This window comes from Faecalibacterium sp. AF10-46 (genome assembly GCF_003604105.1).
Lineage (GTDB): Bacteria > Bacillota > Clostridia > Oscillospirales > Ruminococcaceae > Faecalibacterium > Faecalibacterium taiwanense.
This window is the reverse complement of sequence record NZ_QVGY01000002.1, coordinates 170,368-185,798: the sequence shown is the minus strand read 5'-3', so window position 1 is coordinate 185,798 and position 15,431 is coordinate 170,368. Positions and strand designations below refer to the sequence as shown.

The following is a 15,431-nucleotide window of genomic DNA, read 5'->3' as shown; positions in this document are numbered from 1 at the left end:
ATCGCTCTTTTTAATAAAAAAACAGTCCATGCTCCACACACAGACTGTTTTATGGTATAGTATAAAGGTGTCCGGCTCACCTCAGCTCGATCTGCCTGCAGTAGTCCACGATATGGTGGAACATCTGTTCCACTGCCGGGGCCATTGCGGCGGGGCGCTGCACAGCCAGGCCCACCACACGGTCTTCCTCTGGCTCGATGGGATAGATTTTGATCGCGGCCTTGCAGTCGCGCAGCAGCATCTGCGGCATGATGGAAATGCCCAGACCTGCTTCCACCATGGCGATGTTGGACTGGTCGTCGATGACATGGCAGCGGCGCTCGGTGCCGATCTTATATTTTTTCAGGAACTGACGCATCTCAGCATCGGTGGCATCGCACTGCACAACGAAGCTTTGGCCGTTCATCAGGGCAGGAGTCATCACGCCGTTTTCCGGTTCGGGCCAGTCCTGCGGCACGATGCACAGCAGCGGCTCGCGGAACAGCTCGGTGAGGTTGAACTCTTCACGGCAGGTGGAGGAAAGGAACGCGATATCTACCTGACCGGTTCGCAGCCATTCCTTCACATCGTCGTAGGTGCCCTGATACACCTCGATCTCGATCTGCGGGTAGTGGGTCATAAAGCTTTTGAGCAGGCCCGGCAGCAGCGAAGCACACACCGAGTTGAATACGCCCAGCTTCACCTTGCCCTTTTCCAGGCCGTTCAGGCGGGCGATGCTCTGCTTGAGGGCCTCGTCGCTGTTGAGCACATCGCGAATAGAGGGGTACAGGGATGCGCCGTAGCTGGTCATGGATACGCCGTTCTTGCCGCGGTTGAACAGAGCAAAGCCCAGCTCCTCCTCCATTACGGCAATGGCGTGACTGATGGCCGATGGGGTCAGGTGCAGCTGCTGTGCCGCCTTGTTGAAGCTGCCCTGCCGGGCCACGGCATCAAAGATCTCGTAGGAAAAAAGCGTCATGCCCAAAGCCTCCTTCCGTCTTTACTGGTTCGGAGACGCCCGATTCTCTGTGAATCTTTTTCATCTTTCATTTGAGATAGTTCAATTATATTCTTGATTGTACTATCCCGCGCCTTTTCTGTCAAGCATTTTGCCCGATTTATGCGCTTTTCCGGCGTATTTTGTCAAAGATGACGCAGGAGCCTGCCAGCCTGCGCCGTATCATTAAAAAAGCACAAAAAGTAGATTTTTTATCAAGTGAGGGATTCCTTATGACCAAGACTGCCAAAGCCCCTGTCCGCTGTGGACTCAGCGGCACAGCGCTCAAATACATCGCCTGCATCACCATGCTCATTGATCACATCGGCGCTTCCTGCATCGAAGCCGGTATCCTGCTGCCGGCCCTCGCCGCCGGTGCTGCCAGCTGCGGCGGTATCCCGGTCAGCACCCTGCTGGCTGCAGACCGTGTGCTGCGGTATATCGGGCGGCTGGCCTTTCCCATCTTCTGCTTTCTGGCCGTGGAGGGCTTTCTGCACACCCACGATGTAAAAAAATACGTCCGGCGGCTTCTGCTGTTCGGGCTTGTCAGCGAGGTGCCTTTTGACCTTGCCTTTTTCCGCACACCGTTCGCCCCGCAGCACCAGAATGTTTACTGGACGCTGGCGCTGGGCGTGCTGGCTATGGCAGGGCTCAAGCGCTTTGAAAAGGAAAACGGCCTGCCCGGCTGGCAGGGGCTTGTGTGGGCGGGCGGCTGCGCCGCGCTGGCGCTGGCTGCCAACACCGACTACCACGCCATCGGCGTGCTCATCATCTGCACCCTGTACCTGACCCGCGCAGACCGCAAGCGGCAGTGCCTTGCAGGTGCGCTGCTATTTTTGTTCGAGCTGACCGCGCCGCTGGCCTTTGTGCTGGTCTGGTTCTACAACGGGCAGCGCGGCGCGTGCAGTCCGCTGCAGAAAAAAGCCTTTTACTGGTTCTACCCGGTGCACCTGCTGGTGCTAGCAGGTATCACGAACCTTATGCTATAACAGCAGAAAGCCCGCCGTCCAAAGACAGCGGGCTTTTTTACAGCTTCTCACATCGGGAACATAACGCCCGTCAGCAGCAGCATGGCAGGCACTGTGACCAGCATACACACGGTGGAGTGGGCCACCGCCTGACTGGCAAGGGTCGCTTCGGTGCCGGTCTGCTTGGCCAGCACAGCGGCAAGGCTGCCGGCCGGGCAACAGGCGATGATGGACAGGCCGGTGCGCAGCACATTGTCCAGCGGCAGCAGCCACAGCAGCAGCATGAACAGCAGCGGGAACAGGATGCCGCGCAGCAGGGTGACCCGGTACAGGAAACCGGTGTGCAGCAGCGCACGGATGTCGCTGTCTGCCAGCAGCACACCTACGATCATAAGGGCCAGCGGGGTGGTGCAGCCGCCCACTGCACTGCAGAACTGCTGCACCGGTGCGGGCAGCCGCCAGCTGGTGGCCAGCAGCACCAGCATAGCCACCGTGGCAATGTTGGTGGGGGTGATGAAGGTCTTGAGCCGGATCTTCTCGCCGGGGCGGAACAGGCACACCACATAGGTAAAGAACCATACATTATAAGAGGCCATGGCCATGCCTGCAAACACAGTGCCGCGCGCGGTGCCCAGCAGGGCGCTGCACAGCGGCAGGCCGATGAAGCCGCAGTTGGGCATAGCCGCCGTGCCCACCAGCACCGCATACTTGCCCGGCGTGTCGTGGTGCAGCCAACTGCTCAACCGGCACAGGCCGGTGGTCACCACAAACAGTGCCAGCAGCAGCACGAACAGCACCCCTGCCTGAGTGAGCAGCTCCGGCTCACCGTCCACGGCTGCACCAGCCAGCATGGTACAGGGCAGCAGAAGCTTCATGATAAAATCCGACAAAAACTTGCTGTCACGATCCTTGATAATGCCGCTGCGTGCACCTACATAGCCCAGCAGCACTTCCAGAAAGATCACCGTAATCTGACCCGCCAAAACGCCAAACGCCATTGGTTCCTCCTTTTTGTTCCGCAAGCCGCATTTTTCCTTTACAAAGGAAAAAGCCCATTGATTTCAACGAATCAACGAGCTTTTTCTTGGCGGAGTAGGAGGGATTTGAACCCTCGCGCCGTTGTTTAGACGACCTACGCCCTTAGCAGGGGCGCCTCTTCGACCTCTTGAGTACTACTCCAGAGCAAAGTGTGTTACACTTATTCAATAAAAAATGGCGGAGAGAGTGGGATTCGAACCCACGGTACGTTGCCGTACGGCAGTTTTCAAGACTGCTTCCTTAAACCACTCGGACATCTCTCCTTGTGGACATCCGCCTTACGCCGTGTCGAATGCCTATTTAATTTACCAGATTTGCACGCCGGTGTCAAGCCTTTGGCGCAATTTTTTTCTTTCAGCCCTTAAAAACAAAATTTACCACAACCTTTTTGGGTCTCGGCCTGTTTCAGGTCTTTACAAGTACACCTTTTTGTTGTATAATAAACACAAGAAAATTTCCTCGCGGTGTAAAGGAGAAATATACCATGTCGTTTTCAGAACTTTTGAAGCAGTGCCGCAAAAAGCAGGGCATCAGCCAGGCTGAGCTGGCTTCCAAACTGGGCGTGACACAGCAGGCTGTCGGCAAATGGGAAAGCGGCAAGTCCTCTCCCGATCCGTCTACCGTGGCCCGCATTGCCGAGCTTTTGAACACCACAGCAGATTATCTGCTGGGCCTGTACCGCCCGGTAAGCAATGTTTCCGCCCCGGAAGAGCGGTTCTTTGGCAGCTATTCTGAAAGCCTGATCCCGGTGATCGGCACGGTAAAGGCCGGTTACGGCGCCCTCGCCTTTGAGGAGGACTACGGTCAGGAGTATGCCCGTGTGAAGGACCCCTCCAACTATTTTTATCTGGTGGTGCGCGGCGACAGCATGGAGCCCCGCATTCAGGACGGCGACCTTGCCCTTGTGCACAAGCAGGACACACTGGAAAACGGCGACCTTGGCGTGCTGATCTACGGCGATGAGGGCGAGGGCACCTTGAAACGCTATATCCAGCGCGGCAACTGCGTGGTGCTGCAGCCCTTCAACCCGGCCTACAGCGAAATGGTCATCAAGGGCGAGGACCTGAACCATCTGCACATCGCCGGCCGCGTGGTGGAGACTAAGGCAAAATGGTAATTTTATAAGGGAAGCGGGCTCGCCCTCTCCGTCACTGCTGATGCAGTGCCACCTCTCCCAAAGGGAGAGGCTTTGGCAGTACAGCAAAGTTTCTGGTTTTGCCAAGGGCTCTCCCTTTGGGAGAGCTGTCGAACAAAGTGAGACTGAGAGGGCGAGGACGCTAACCGTGAAGCCATAAAAGCCATCTGCATTTTGCGCATGGCTTTATTTTTTGACCCTTTTTCCCACTTTGGAGGTGTATTCTGCATGGAACAGACCCTGATGGACAAGCTTACCATTCTGGCCGACAGCGCCAAATATGATGTTGCCTGCACCTCCAGCGGCGCATCCCGCACCGCGCGGGCAGGCATTCTTGGCAGCTGCTATGCGCCGGGCTGCTGCCACGCCTTTACCGCCGACGGCCGCTGTGTAAGCCTTTTAAAGGTGCTCATGACCAACTGCTGTGCCTTCGACTGCAGCTATTGCGTCAACCGCAAGTCCAACGATATCCCCCGCGCCACCTTCACGCCCCGGGAGCTGGCCGAGCTGACGGTGGAGTTTTACCGCCGCAACTACATTGAAGGGTTGTTCCTTTCCAGCGCGGTGCTGGGCACGCCGGACTACACCACCGAACGGATGCTGGCCGCCCTGCGGCTGCTGCGGGACGAATACCGCTTTGGGGGCTACATCCACGCCAAGGCCATCCCCGGCACAAGCCCGGAACTGCTGCAGCAGCTGGGATATCTGGCCGACCGCCTGAGCGTGAATGTGGAGCTGCCCAGTGAGCAGAGCCTGAACCTGCTGGCCCCGGACAAAGGGCGGCACTCCATTTTCCGGCCCATGAAGCAGATCGCAGTTTCCGGCGCGCAGAGCAAACAGGAGCTGACCGTCTACCGCCATGCGCCAAAGTTTGCACCCGCCGGGCAGAGCACCCAGATGATCGTGGGCGCTTCGCCGGAGACGGACTACCACATTTTAAAGCTCACTGAGGGCATGTACCAGAAGTACAGTCTGAAACGGGTGTTCTACTCCGCCTACATCCCGGTAGCCGAGGACACCCGCCTGCCTGCGCTGGACACCAAACCCCCGCTTTTGCGGGAGCACCGGCTGTATCAGGCTGACTGGCTGCTGCGGTTTTACCAGTTCAAGGCAGACGAAATTCTGGATGAAGCCAACCAGAGCTTCAATCCCTACCTCGACCCAAAATGCAACTGGGCCGTGCAGCACTACGGGCTTTTTCCGGTAGATGTGAACCGCGCGCCCTTTGAAATGCTGCTGCGTGTGCCGGGCATCGGCCCCAAAAGCGCCCGGCGCATCTGGCACGCGCGCAAGCTTTCCAGCCTTGGGCTGGACGAGCTGAAGCGCATGGGCGTGGTGCTCAAGCGGGCACAGTATTTCATCACCTGCAAGGGTTTTGCGGGTGCGCACCCGGGCCGCGGCACCGCCGGGCGGGAGCGCATCACGCAGGCGCTCATCGACCCCAACGTGTTCGGCGGCAGCTGCGAACAGCTCAGTCTGTTCACGCCGCCTGCGGTGGACGATCTGATCACGCAGGGCGTGGCACCGCGCGCAGCCATGCGCATGGTGCGGGAGGAGGCGGTGCAATGTCTGGCGAAGGCGCTGTAAATGTTCAAGTTCAGAAAGCCCGCAGGCTCCACGATGCGGATGTGGTGTACCTCTACGACAGCAGCTTTGAAGGCTTTCTGTGCTGCGTGTTCGAGAGCTTTGCCCAGCACGAGATTCCCTTTGCGGTGTGGACGCCCCAGCGGGAAACTTCCACCCTGTACCCGGTCAAGGACATCCCCACCGACCACGCCAAGGCTCAGCGGGTGTTTGCCAGCTTTGGCAGAAAGCTTGGCCCCGAGACAGAGTATCTCGTCAGCCGGGATTTCCTCTCCGGGCGGGAGGACAAAGAGCTGCTGCTCATCCGCTTTCTGCATCTGGCCTTCGCCCTCGGCCCCGGCACCGTGAAGCGCACCGGCCACCCGGACGTGGCCCCGCTGTATGAGATGAAGAAAAGCCTTGACTGGGAAGTGGACAAGTTTCAGGGCTTCGTCCGCTTCGAGGAGCACGACGGGATGCTGGGCACCGTCATCCACCCCAAAAACTACATCCTGCCGCTGCTGCGGCCCCACTTTTGCGGGCGCTTCCCGGAAGAGAACTTTATGATCTACGATGCGGTGCATCAGGCTGTGCTGCTGCAGGAGGACCACAAGGCCCGGCTGCTGGAGCTGGCCGCGCCGCTGAAGCTGCCACCGCCCAGCGAGCGGGAGCAGCAGTTTCAGGCATTGTGGAAGCAGTTCTACCAGACGCTGGAGATCAAGGCCCGTCACAACGAAAAATGCCGCATGACCCACTGCCCCAAGCGCTTTTGGGCCGATATGGTGGAGATGAAAGATGAATTTTAACAAAAACGTTGCATCTGCGGCGTTGCAACCCCCAAAACCTATGGTATACTATAAGAGATATCCGGCAGGCCTTCTGCCGAACACTCCCGCACTGCTGCGGGGCAACACAAAAGGAGTATTGTAGCGTTATGGTTCGCATTACTATGGAAGACGGCGGCATCATCGATATCGAGCTGAACGAAGAAGCCGCTCCTATCACCTGTGAGAATTTCAAGAAGCTGGTCAGCGAGGGCTTTTACAACGGCCTGACCTTCCACCGCGTGATCCCCGGCTTTATGATCCAGGGCGGCTGCCCGCTGGGCAACGGCACCGGCGGCCCCGGCTGGAACATCAAGGGCGAGTTTGCTGCAAACGGCGTGAACAATCCGCTCAAGCACACCCGCGGCGTGATCAGCATGGCACGCGCCATGAACCCCAACAGCGCAGGCAGCCAGTTCTTCATCATGCATCAGGATGCACCTCATCTGGACGGCCAGTACGCTGCCTTTGGCAAGGTGGTTGCAGGCATGGATGTTGTGGATAAGATCGCAGCTGTCCGCACCGACTGGAACGATAAGCCCACCACCCCGGTCAAGATGAAGACTGTGGAGCTCATTGAGGGCTGATCCTCCTCAAAAATCCACCTTGCTTCTCTTGACTTTTGCGCGTAGCTGCATATAATAGAGCTAGGCAATGTGACGAAGCCTGAACGTGGATGCCACGCAAAAAACAAAGCCCCCCGGTACTAGCACTACCGAGGGGCTCTTTTTAGTGCTTACTGCCCTTGCCGATCAAACTGTCAAGCCACTTGCACAGATAGTAGGCTACTACTTGTGCTCCGACAGTCTGAATGAATGTGACGAATCCATTCATGGGTGCCACCTCCTTTCCGCGCTTGGGGGACATGGAGAAGGGCCGCAGAGACAGTATAGCACAAAAAGCGACAGCGTGCAATTTTGACACACTGTCGCTTTTCTTTTATTTATATTTACGATGCTGCCGTTTTTTAGCAGCCTTCTTTTTCGGCCAGCTTGCGGCCCATGAGCACGCCCATGACCGAAGCCATCATCAGGCCGCGGGTCCAGCCGGAGGAGTCGCCCAGACAGTGCAGGCCCTTGATGTTGGTGTCAAGGTTCTCGTCCATCTTCACCTTGTTGGAGTAGAACTTCAGCTCCGGGCTGTACAGCAGGGTCTCGTTGGCGGCAAAGCCGGGCACCACCATATCCAGCATCTTGATGAACTCAATGATGTTGGTCATGGCGCGGTAGGGCATGGCAGCGGTAATGTCGCCTGCCACGGCATCCTTCAGGGTGGGCTTCACGTTGGACTGGGCCAGCTCCTTCTGCCAGGTGCGCTTGCCGTCCAGGATGTCGCCGTAGCGCTGCACCATGATGTGGCCTGCGCCCAGCATGTTGGTCAGCTCGCCCACCTTCTGGGCGTAGGCGATGGGCTGGTTGAAGGGCTCGGTAAAGTTATGGGAGACCAGAATCGCAAGGTTGGTGTTCTCGCTCTTTTTCTCCTTGAAGCTGTGGCCGTTGACCACGGCAAGGTCGTTGTCGTAGTTCTCCTGTGCCACAAAGCCGCCGGGGTTCTGGCAGAAGGTGCGCACCTTGTTCTTCCAGGGCTTGGGGTAGCCGATGAGCTTGGACTCATACAGCACCTTGTTCACCTTTTCCATGACCTCGTTGCGGCACTCCACGCGCACACCGATGTCCACGGTGCCGGGCTTGTGGGCAATGTGGTGCTCGGCGCAGATCTTTTCCAGCCAGTCTGCACCGCGGCGGCCGGTGCCAATGACCACGGTATCCGCATACACAGGCCGGACCTGATCGCCGTCCTTCAGCAGCACGCCCTTGCACTCCTCGTTCTCAAGAATGATGTTCTCGCACTCGGTATTGAACAGCATCTCCACGCCGTTGTCGGCCAGATAGTTCTGGATGGCCAGATACAGCTGCTGCGCCTTCTCTGTGCCTAGATGGCGGATCGGGCAGTCCACCAGCTTCAGGCCGGCATGGATGGCGTTCTTTCGGATCTCCTTGATCTCCTCGCCGGTGTAGATGCCCTCCACATGGGGGTCTGCGCCGAACTCAAGATAGATCTTGTCGGTGTAGTCGATAAGCTCCTGTGCAAACTCCTCTCCGATCAGGGTGGGCAGGTCGCCGCCCACCTCATAGGAGAGGCTCAGCTTGCCATCCGAGAAGGCACCTGCACCGGAAAAGCCGGTGGTGATGGCGCAGGTGGGGCGGCAGTTGACGCAGTGGCCCACTTCGGCTTTGGGGCAGTGGCGCTTTTCCACGGGCTTGCCCTTTTCCACCAGCAGCATCTTCTTTTTGCTGCCGTGGCGCAGCAGCTCCACAGCGGTAAAAATGCCAGCCGGGCCGGCACCGACAATGATCAGATCATACTTTTCCATTTCTCTTTTATCCTTTATATGATTTTTATTTGCTCAAGCTTGGCTCAAGCTTGCATGATAAGACTGACGGCCTCGCCCTCTCCGTCACGGCTTACGCCGTTCCACACTCCCCCTTTTGTCGCTACGCGACATCTTCCCCCGGCGCGGGGGAAGTCTTTCCTCAAAGGGAGAGGCCTTGGCAAAGAGATGAACCTTGCGTGGACCGCCAAGGGCTCCCACTTTGGGGGAGCTGGCGAGCAGAGCGAGACTGAGAGGGCAAGCCCGTTAATCTTTCTCGTTCTCCTGTTCCACAGTGGCGCTCTCGTCCACCTCATCCAGCTCCACAGCGCTGGCCTCGGCATCGGTGCGGGTCACATCCGGGGCGACCACGCCGTCGCCGTTCAGGTCTTCACCGGTCAGGGACTCCAGCATGGACTGGGTCTCCGGGTGCAGTTTGGCAAAACGGCGCACGGCCAGCACCGTGTACAGGGCGCTGAGCAGGTTGATGGAACCCTCCACGATCAGGATGATGCCAATGGCCATGACCAGCGTTTCCATGGTGCCGAAGGGGTTCAGGATCATGATAACGCCCAGCACCACGCTGAGCACCGGCAGCAGCAGAAAGCTCTTCCAGCTGGAATAGCCGCAGCGGCGCAGGTCCAGTGCGTTCTGCACACGACTGATGCTGTCAAAGATCACGAACAGGCCGAACACGATGGGCAGGATACTCACCACGATGTCGCTGCGCAGGATCAGGAACGCACCCAATGCCAGACAGATGATGCCGGAGATCAGGGTGAGCTGGCTCTGGAACACACCGCGTTCCACCACAAAATAGCGGATGAGCTGCACCGCCGCGCAGGCCAGCACCACAGCGCCCAGCGCATAGCACACGATGTTCAGGGCCGTGGTGGGCTTCATGAGCAGAAAAACGCCCAGACCCAGATACAGCGCACTCATGAGCACCAGATTCCATTTGAGCTTTTTTACCATAGAGATCACGTTCCTTTCCTTTGCAGGGACAGTTTTTCATGTCCTCATTCGGCAGGGGAATACATGGGGGCAATGATGTTTTTGTTGATGCGAGCGTAGAAGCCAAGGCTCAGCAGGACACTGACGATCTCAGCGATGAGGAAGGCCCACCAGACATTGTTGACATTGCCGGTCTGTGCCAGCAGCCATGCGGCCGGCAGCAGCACGAACAGCTGACGGCAGACCGAAACGATCAGGCTGAACACACCGTTGCCCAGTGCCTGAAACACCGAGCTGAGCACGATGCTGGCACCCGCCAACAGGAAATGCAGGCAGATGATGCGCATGGCCGGGATACCAATGGCCAGCATGGCATCACTGGCCGCAAAGATGCCCAGCACCTTATCCGGTGCGAACTGGAAGATGCAGAAACCAATGAGCATGATGCACTCGGCATAGCAGACTGCCAGCTTGATGGTTTTTTTCACGCGGTCCGGTCTGCGGGCACCGTAGTTGTAGCTGATGATGGGCACCATGCCGTTGTTCAAGCCAAAGATGGGCATGAACACGAAGCTCTGCAGCTTGAAGTACACACCGAACACCGCCACCGCCGTGGCCGAGAAGGTCATGAGGATCAGGTTCATGCCAAAGGTCATCAGGCTGCCCACGCACTGCATGGCAATGCTGGGCAGGCCCACCGTGTAGATGCGGCCAATGGCCTTTGCACTGGGGCGGAAGCCCTTGAAGCCGATCTGGATATCCGGGTTCCTGTTCAGGTTGAAGAACAGGGTCATGCCTGCGCCGCAGAACTGGCCGATGACCGTTGCCACAGCTGCGCCGGTGGTACCACTGAGGGCCTCACCGCAGTAGCCAAAGATGAAAATGGGGTCCAGAATGATGTTCACCACTGCACCCACCAGCTGGCTGATCATGCTCAGGTAGGTGCGGCCGGTAGCGGCCAGCAGCTTTTCGCCCATGGTCTGGGTGAAAAGGCCCAGACTGAAGATGCAGCACACTGAAAGATACTGGATGCCCTGCTGCGCAATCGCCGCATCACTGGTCTGTGCATAGAAATAGGGCTTCATGCAGGTAAGGCCAATGACGAGGAACACCACGAAGCTGCACAGCGAAAGAAAGATGCCGTTTTTTGCCGTGGCATTGGCACGGCTCTGGTTCTTTTCGCCCAGACTTTTGGACAGCATGGCGTTCACGCCTACGCCGGTGCCCACGCCCACAGCGATCATCACATTCTGCAGCGAGAAGGCGAGGGACACAGCGGTGAGGGCGCTTTCACTCACATGGGACACGAACACCGAGTCCACCACGTTGTAAAGCGCCTGCACCAGCATGGAGATCATCATGGGCACGCTCAGTTTGACCAGCAGAGGGTTGATCTCCATGGTGCCCATAACGTTTTCCCGCGTTTGGGCGGGAGAGGTTTGGGGTTGCTTTGTTTCCACGTTTGCTCCTTTTGACGTTGAGGTTATAGGGGATATGGCAAGGCCGCTGCCGAATAACTCCTTCCGTCATCGCTGCGCGATGCCACCTCCCTCAATGAGGGAGGCATTGGCAAAATCAGAAACTCCATCATACTGCCAAAGGCTCCCTCTCCGAGGGAGCTGGCACGGTGGGAGCCGTGACTGAAGGAGTAAAACAGTCGCCGTTGCCCGAAACGTGGGCAGGGTGCCAAAGCGCCCTACCCACGAATCATCGCTGTTTTATTTTGAAGTGCCCGGACGGTCAGCCAAGGTTCTTCTCCTTGGCGGCGGCTGCGTCCAGAATCATCTTCACGCAGGTCTCGCGGCCCAGAGCGGCGTTGATGGCCAGATCATAGTTGTGGGCATCACCCCAGCGGTTCTGGGTGTAGTAGTTGTAGTAGGCGGAACGGTTGCGGTCGGTCTTTTCCACCTCGTCCTTGATGCCCTTTTCGTCCTTGGCCTTGACCAGAGGATTGATCTTTGCGTATTCCAGCCGCCACTCCTTGGGGGCGTACACGAACACACGCAGCACATCCTTGCGCTCACGCAGCACATAGTCGCCGCAGCGGCCCAGGATCACGCAGGGGCCTTCCTCGGCCAGCTGCTTGATGATGCGGCTCTGAAGAATGAACACCTGATCGCCCAGCGGCAGCTCATTGCCCATGGTGTACAGACTGTACAGCAGGCTGTGAGTATGCCGTTTTTCACTGGCGGCAACAGCTTCTTCCGAAAGACCGGAGTGCTTTGCTGCCATGGTGATCAGCTCTTTGTCGTAAAGCTTGATGCCCAGCGCATTTGCCACATCTTCAGCGATGTAGCGGCCGCCCGTGCAGTATTCACGTCCCAAAGTGATGATCGTCTTTGCCATAATGTGTTCCTCCTATGTCTTGATCTATAGCCCAAAGGCTTTGGGTCTGGCCGGTCATTCCGCCGGCTTTTCCTGTGCCTGGGAAACAGGTTGCTCCGGCATGGGGCGCGGCTTTGGCAGCCGCACCTCCGCCACGCGCATGGCACCGGTCTGGTCCACTGCATACACGCTGCAGCGGCAGCCTGCGGCCATGATCTTTTCCGGGAAGCGGATGCCGCCCTCCGGCGTGCGCTCCATCCGGCAGAAGCTGCGGTGGGCGGTGGTGGCGTGGGCCACACCGTCGTGGCACGCACAGGCCACCCAGCCGGAAAAGCCTTCCGGCAGCGGGTCCTTCACACCGCGCTGCTCAAAATAGTAAACGTCTGCCGTCTCGCCGGGCACCAGCTCGCAGCGCATCCGCAGCGGACGGTTGGCGGCAATATCGCGGGGTTTTGCCCGCAGTGCGATGGCGCGCCCGGTAAAGTACCGCATAAAGTCCACCAATGCCATGGTGCAGTTCACTGCGCCGTTGGAATCTGCGGTGGGGTCGTTCAGCAGCACATAATCTGCCATTACGGCATCGTCGTGGCCAAAGCCGCGCAGGCCCATCCAGACCCGCACCGGGTCCCGCTGGCCGCGGATGCGCCGCTCCACCTGCACTGCCACACAGCAGTCATCGTGGATCTGGGCACGCAGGTCGGCAAGGTCCATCCATGCCTGCCAGCAGGGGTAGCCGCAGCAGCCGGCGGCAGCAGCCGCAAAGGCCGCATTGGCGGTGGTGCTGTGGGCCATGTCCTCCATCACATAAGCCACTTCTTCGGGCAGGACATCCTCGCCCCAGCAGTTCATCAGTGCCGCCATGACCAGCGGCAGATCCATGGTGCGCCCAAAGCTGGGATCGTGGGCCGCAAGGCAGTATTCCGGCAGATAGAGCTGCCGGTTCAGCGGGTGGCCGTTGTGCTTCTCCCACGCCAGCGGCCGCACTGCCGCGGCCAGCAGGCGCACTGCGGGCGAGACCTTGTCATCGTTGGTGGAAAGGTTCACCTGCAGCTGCACGCCGGTGCCGCCGCCGGGCGTTGCCACGGTCACGGTATCGCCCATGAGGAAGATCATGCCGTCGTCACTCTGGGAATTGCAGCTGCAGCGGGGGTAGCCCGGTGCCCACTTGCCAAAGCTCATCCAGCCGGTCCAGTTTCCTCCGGCATATACCCGGCAGCGCACCTCCACCATGGTGTTGTGGGGCGCAAAGGCGTTCCAGCTGACATTCAGGTTGCAGAAGGCCGGCATGGCAAATTCCGGCGTGGTGTAGCTGCCGTATTGCAGGCAGCGGCCCGCCACGCTGTCCAGCACCAGCGCGCCGCCGTCCAGCGCCACATTGTCCAGCTGCCCGCGGGAGAAGGTCTCGGTGCCCTGCAAAACCAGATTATTCCGTTGTTCCATGGAGCACCTCTCCTTTGCGGAAGTTCAAATTTACTCTTCGGTGTCGTCGGTGCTTTCGCCGTAGTCCTCTTTGAGGGCGGCTTCCAGCTCGGCATCCTTCATTTTGCGGATGCTCTCCTCAATGTGGAACACCTTTTCAATATCGCCGTAGATGATCTGGCAGGATACTTCGGTCACGAACCAGAAACCGAAGATCAGCATGAGCAGCAGGCCCAGCGGCATGCACAGGATCACCACGCCCCAGAACAGGATCTGCACGATGGCCGCCGCCAGTGCGTGGGGCAGGAACGCGATCATGCAGTTGATGCTGTTTTTCACGGTCAGGCTGAAGGGCTGATCCAGCAGCACGATCTGCGGCCACATGTAGGCGAACAGCATCTGGAAGATGAGCAGGTTCAGCACCGTGGCCACCCACAGCGGCACGCCCACATTGGTGCCCTTGCTCAGCATATTGAAGCAGAAATACACAAGGAAGATCTGCGCCGTGACCACTACACAGTAGAAGATGCCCGGCGCGATGCTGGCCTTGAAGTTGCGTTTGAAAGCGCGGCGGTAGGTCACCCACCAATAACCGGCCTCATCGCGCAGGGCGCGCAGCACGGTATCGTACATGCCGGCCAGCGCAGGCCCGGCCAGAATGCCGCCCACCGCAGCGCTGATAAGCATGACCGGCAGGCTGTTTGCCAGAAAACCGATGTACACCAGACAGATCACCGGCAGAAAGCCGATGCAGGCCAGCAGGTTTGCAAGGAACATGCCGTTCATATCACGGCCCACAAGCTCAAAAAAGCGGCCTATGCCGGTTTTGCGGGGAGCATCCTTTTCAACGCCCTTACCGGCCTTGAAGTCATTTGCGGAAGGAAATAAACCCATGTTCGTATGGTACCTCTCTCTTCATCCATTGGGCCGGCAGAAAGCATTTCGTGCAGAAAGTGCCATTGTGCTGGCTTTACAACTATAAATATACCCGCATTTTGTCAATTTTGCAAGACCGCAGATCCTCCGATTTGTAAAAAAAGTGTTATTTCTCCCCTTTTTACAAAAAGTGTGATACAATGACAATGGCATATTTTGCCGGAGGGAGGAAAACGCAATGAACATTTTTCGCACGATTGCGATGTTTATTTACTTATTTGGTTATATGATCGTCCATTATGGCGTGCTACGCCGGGCGGAACGCGCTCTGGCTGCAGGCGACATGCAGCTGGTGGAAGAGCTCGTCAACAAGCATATCCCGCACTGGAGCCGGGGTATTTTAAAGGTGACCGGCGTTTCCCTGAGCGTGGAGGGCCTTGAGAATATCCCCAAAGATACGGCCTGCGTGTTCGTGGGCAACCACCGCAGCTACTACGACATCCCGCTTTTGCTGGCCAGTCTGGATAAGCCCCACGGCATCCTTGCCAAGGAAGAGCTGGAAAAGATCCCGCTGCTGAACCGCTGGATGAAGCTGCTGGGCTGCGTGTTCGTGCAGCGCGACGACCTGCGGGCATCCGTGCGCGCCCTGAACGATGCCACTGCCATTGTGGAGAGCGGCAAGAGTTTCATCATTTTCCCGGAGGGCACCCGCTACAAGGGAGAAGAGGGCGGTGCCGGTGAGTTCAAGGCCGGTGCATTCCGCATTGCCGTCAAGACCGGCGCACCGGTGGTTCCGGTGGCCATTACCGGTGCACGTGCCCTGTTTGAGAGCAATGGCAGCCTGTGCCATCCGGGCAGCGTGCATATCAAGGTGCTGCCGCCCATCCGGACCGAAGGCATGAGCAAGGCCGAGCAGAAGCAGCTGCCGGACGCTGTGCGTCAGGCCATTCTGGCACAGCTGTAAATCAGAACTTGGAGGAAA

General features: G+C 58.3%; 14 protein-coding genes and 2 tRNA genes. 6 read left to right on the top strand and 10 right to left on the bottom strand.

Features of this window, described 5'->3' with window-relative positions:
* Positions 1–76: 76 nt before the first annotated feature.
* Positions 77–958, bottom strand: coding sequence for a LysR family transcriptional regulator (locus DWV57_RS04115; RefSeq protein ID WP_005943485.1), 882 nt, complete (start codon positions 956–958; stop codon positions 77–79).
* Between the two features lie 251 nt (positions 959–1,209).
* On the opposite strand from DWV57_RS04115, the gene DWV57_RS04110 reads away from it, so the two are divergent.
* On the top strand, positions 1,210–1,965 hold the full coding sequence (locus DWV57_RS04110; RefSeq protein ID WP_120020037.1) for a TraX family protein: 756 nt from the start codon (positions 1,210–1,212) through the stop codon (positions 1,963–1,965).
* Positions 1,966–2,012: 47 nt separating this feature from the next.
* Here the strand turns inward: DWV57_RS04110 and DWV57_RS04105 are convergent, their stop codons facing one another.
* From DWV57_RS04105 to DWV57_RS04095, 3 genes are all read right to left on the bottom strand, one after another.
* Positions 2,013–2,942, bottom strand: a complete 930-nt coding sequence (locus DWV57_RS04105; protein ID WP_120020036.1) for an AEC family transporter — start codon at positions 2,940–2,942, stop codon at positions 2,013–2,015.
* Between the two features lie 87 nt (positions 2,943–3,029).
* Positions 3,030–3,123, bottom strand: a tRNA-Ser gene (locus DWV57_RS04100).
* A 34-nt stretch (positions 3,124–3,157) separates the two neighbouring features.
* Positions 3,158–3,245 (bottom strand) — tRNA-Ser (locus DWV57_RS04095).
* A gap of 221 nt (positions 3,246–3,466) precedes the next feature.
* On the opposite strand from DWV57_RS04095, the gene DWV57_RS04090 reads away from it, so the two are divergent.
* From DWV57_RS04090 to DWV57_RS04075, 4 genes are all read left to right on the top strand, one after another.
* Entirely contained in the window at positions 3,467–4,099 is a 633-nt protein-coding gene (locus tag DWV57_RS04090) for an XRE family transcriptional regulator (protein WP_005943491.1), read from the top strand.
* A 246-nt stretch (positions 4,100–4,345) separates the two neighbouring features.
* Positions 4,346–5,704, top strand: coding sequence for a putative DNA modification/repair radical SAM protein (locus tag DWV57_RS04085; RefSeq protein WP_118527717.1), 1,359 nt, complete (start codon positions 4,346–4,348; stop codon positions 5,702–5,704).
* The gene (locus DWV57_RS04080) at positions 5,683–6,486 is read left to right on the top strand and encodes a TIGR03915 family putative DNA repair protein (protein ID WP_120020035.1); all 804 of its coding nucleotides are present in this window, start codon (positions 5,683–5,685) and stop codon (positions 6,484–6,486) included. Before DWV57_RS04085 ends, DWV57_RS04080 begins: the two co-directional genes overlap by 22 nt.
* Positions 6,487–6,614: 128 nt before the next feature.
* Positions 6,615–7,091: a peptidylprolyl isomerase gene (locus DWV57_RS04075; RefSeq protein ID WP_005943496.1), complete on the top strand. Its 477-nt coding sequence runs from the start codon at positions 6,615–6,617 to the stop codon at positions 7,089–7,091.
* A 380-nt stretch (positions 7,092–7,471) separates the two neighbouring features.
* Here DWV57_RS04075 and DWV57_RS04070 read toward each other — a convergent pair whose 3' ends face one another.
* From DWV57_RS04070 to DWV57_RS04045, 6 genes are all read right to left on the bottom strand, one after another.
* Positions 7,472–8,878: an FAD-dependent protein gene (locus tag DWV57_RS04070; RefSeq protein WP_118527713.1), complete on the bottom strand. Its 1,407-nt coding sequence runs from the start codon at positions 8,876–8,878 to the stop codon at positions 7,472–7,474.
* 264 nt (positions 8,879–9,142) lie between these two features.
* Complete coding sequence (locus DWV57_RS04065; protein ID WP_005943498.1) at positions 9,143–9,850, bottom strand: DUF308 domain-containing protein; 708 nt, start codon at positions 9,848–9,850, stop codon at positions 9,143–9,145.
* Positions 9,851–9,894: 44 nt separating this feature from the next.
* Positions 9,895–11,289, bottom strand: a complete 1,395-nt coding sequence (locus tag DWV57_RS04060) for an MATE family efflux transporter (protein WP_120020034.1) — start codon at positions 11,287–11,289, stop codon at positions 9,895–9,897.
* A gap of 280 nt (positions 11,290–11,569) precedes the next feature.
* Positions 11,570–12,175: a cytidylate kinase-like family protein gene (locus DWV57_RS04055; RefSeq protein ID WP_005943500.1), complete on the bottom strand. Its 606-nt coding sequence runs from the start codon at positions 12,173–12,175 to the stop codon at positions 11,570–11,572.
* Positions 12,176–12,229: 54 nt separating this feature from the next.
* Positions 12,230–13,594, bottom strand: coding sequence for a hypothetical protein (locus DWV57_RS04050; RefSeq protein ID WP_118527709.1), 1,365 nt, complete (start codon positions 13,592–13,594; stop codon positions 12,230–12,232).
* A gap of 30 nt (positions 13,595–13,624) precedes the next feature.
* Positions 13,625–14,467: a DUF624 domain-containing protein gene (locus DWV57_RS04045; protein ID WP_120020033.1), complete on the bottom strand. Its 843-nt coding sequence runs from the start codon at positions 14,465–14,467 to the stop codon at positions 13,625–13,627.
* Between the two features lie 220 nt (positions 14,468–14,687).
* Between DWV57_RS04045 and DWV57_RS04040 the strand changes: the two genes are divergently transcribed.
* Positions 14,688–15,413 carry a lysophospholipid acyltransferase family protein gene (locus DWV57_RS04040; RefSeq protein ID WP_120020032.1) on the top strand — a complete coding sequence of 242 codons (726 nt, stop codon included), beginning with the start codon at positions 14,688–14,690 and terminating at the stop codon, positions 15,411–15,413.
* Positions 15,414–15,431: the final 18 nt, after the last annotated feature.

Excerpts from the sequence above, each read along its gene's own strand:
- DWV57_RS04115 (WP_005943485.1), bottom strand. The coding sequence starts at position 958 with ATGACGCTTTTTTCCTACGAGATCTTTGATGCCGTGGCCCGGCAGGGC.
- DWV57_RS04110 (WP_120020037.1), top strand. The coding sequence starts at position 1,210 with ATGACCAAGACTGCCAAAGCCCCTGTCCGCTGTGGACTCAGCGGCACA.
- DWV57_RS04105 (WP_120020036.1), bottom strand. The coding sequence starts at position 2,942 with ATGGCGTTTGGCGTTTTGGCGGGTCAGATTACGGTGATCTTTCTGGAA.
- DWV57_RS04090 (WP_005943491.1), top strand. The coding sequence starts at position 3,467 with ATGTCGTTTTCAGAACTTTTGAAGCAGTGCCGCAAAAAGCAGGGCATC.
- DWV57_RS04085 (WP_118527717.1), top strand. The coding sequence starts at position 4,346 with ATGGAACAGACCCTGATGGACAAGCTTACCATTCTGGCCGACAGCGCC.
- DWV57_RS04080 (WP_120020035.1), top strand. The coding sequence starts at position 5,683 with ATGTCTGGCGAAGGCGCTGTAAATGTTCAAGTTCAGAAAGCCCGCAGG.
- DWV57_RS04075 (WP_005943496.1), top strand. The coding sequence starts at position 6,615 with ATGGTTCGCATTACTATGGAAGACGGCGGCATCATCGATATCGAGCTG.
- DWV57_RS04070 (WP_118527713.1), bottom strand. The coding sequence starts at position 8,878 with ATGGAAAAGTATGATCTGATCATTGTCGGTGCCGGCCCGGCTGGCATT.
- DWV57_RS04065 (WP_005943498.1), bottom strand. The coding sequence starts at position 9,850 with ATGGTAAAAAAGCTCAAATGGAATCTGGTGCTCATGAGTGCGCTGTAT.
- DWV57_RS04055 (WP_005943500.1), bottom strand. The coding sequence starts at position 12,175 with ATGGCAAAGACGATCATCACTTTGGGACGTGAATACTGCACGGGCGGC.
- DWV57_RS04050 (WP_118527709.1), bottom strand. The coding sequence starts at position 13,594 with ATGGAACAACGGAATAATCTGGTTTTGCAGGGCACCGAGACCTTCTCC.
- DWV57_RS04045 (WP_120020033.1), bottom strand. The coding sequence starts at position 14,467 with ATGGGTTTATTTCCTTCCGCAAATGACTTCAAGGCCGGTAAGGGCGTT.
- DWV57_RS04040 (WP_120020032.1), top strand. The coding sequence starts at position 14,688 with ATGAACATTTTTCGCACGATTGCGATGTTTATTTACTTATTTGGTTAT.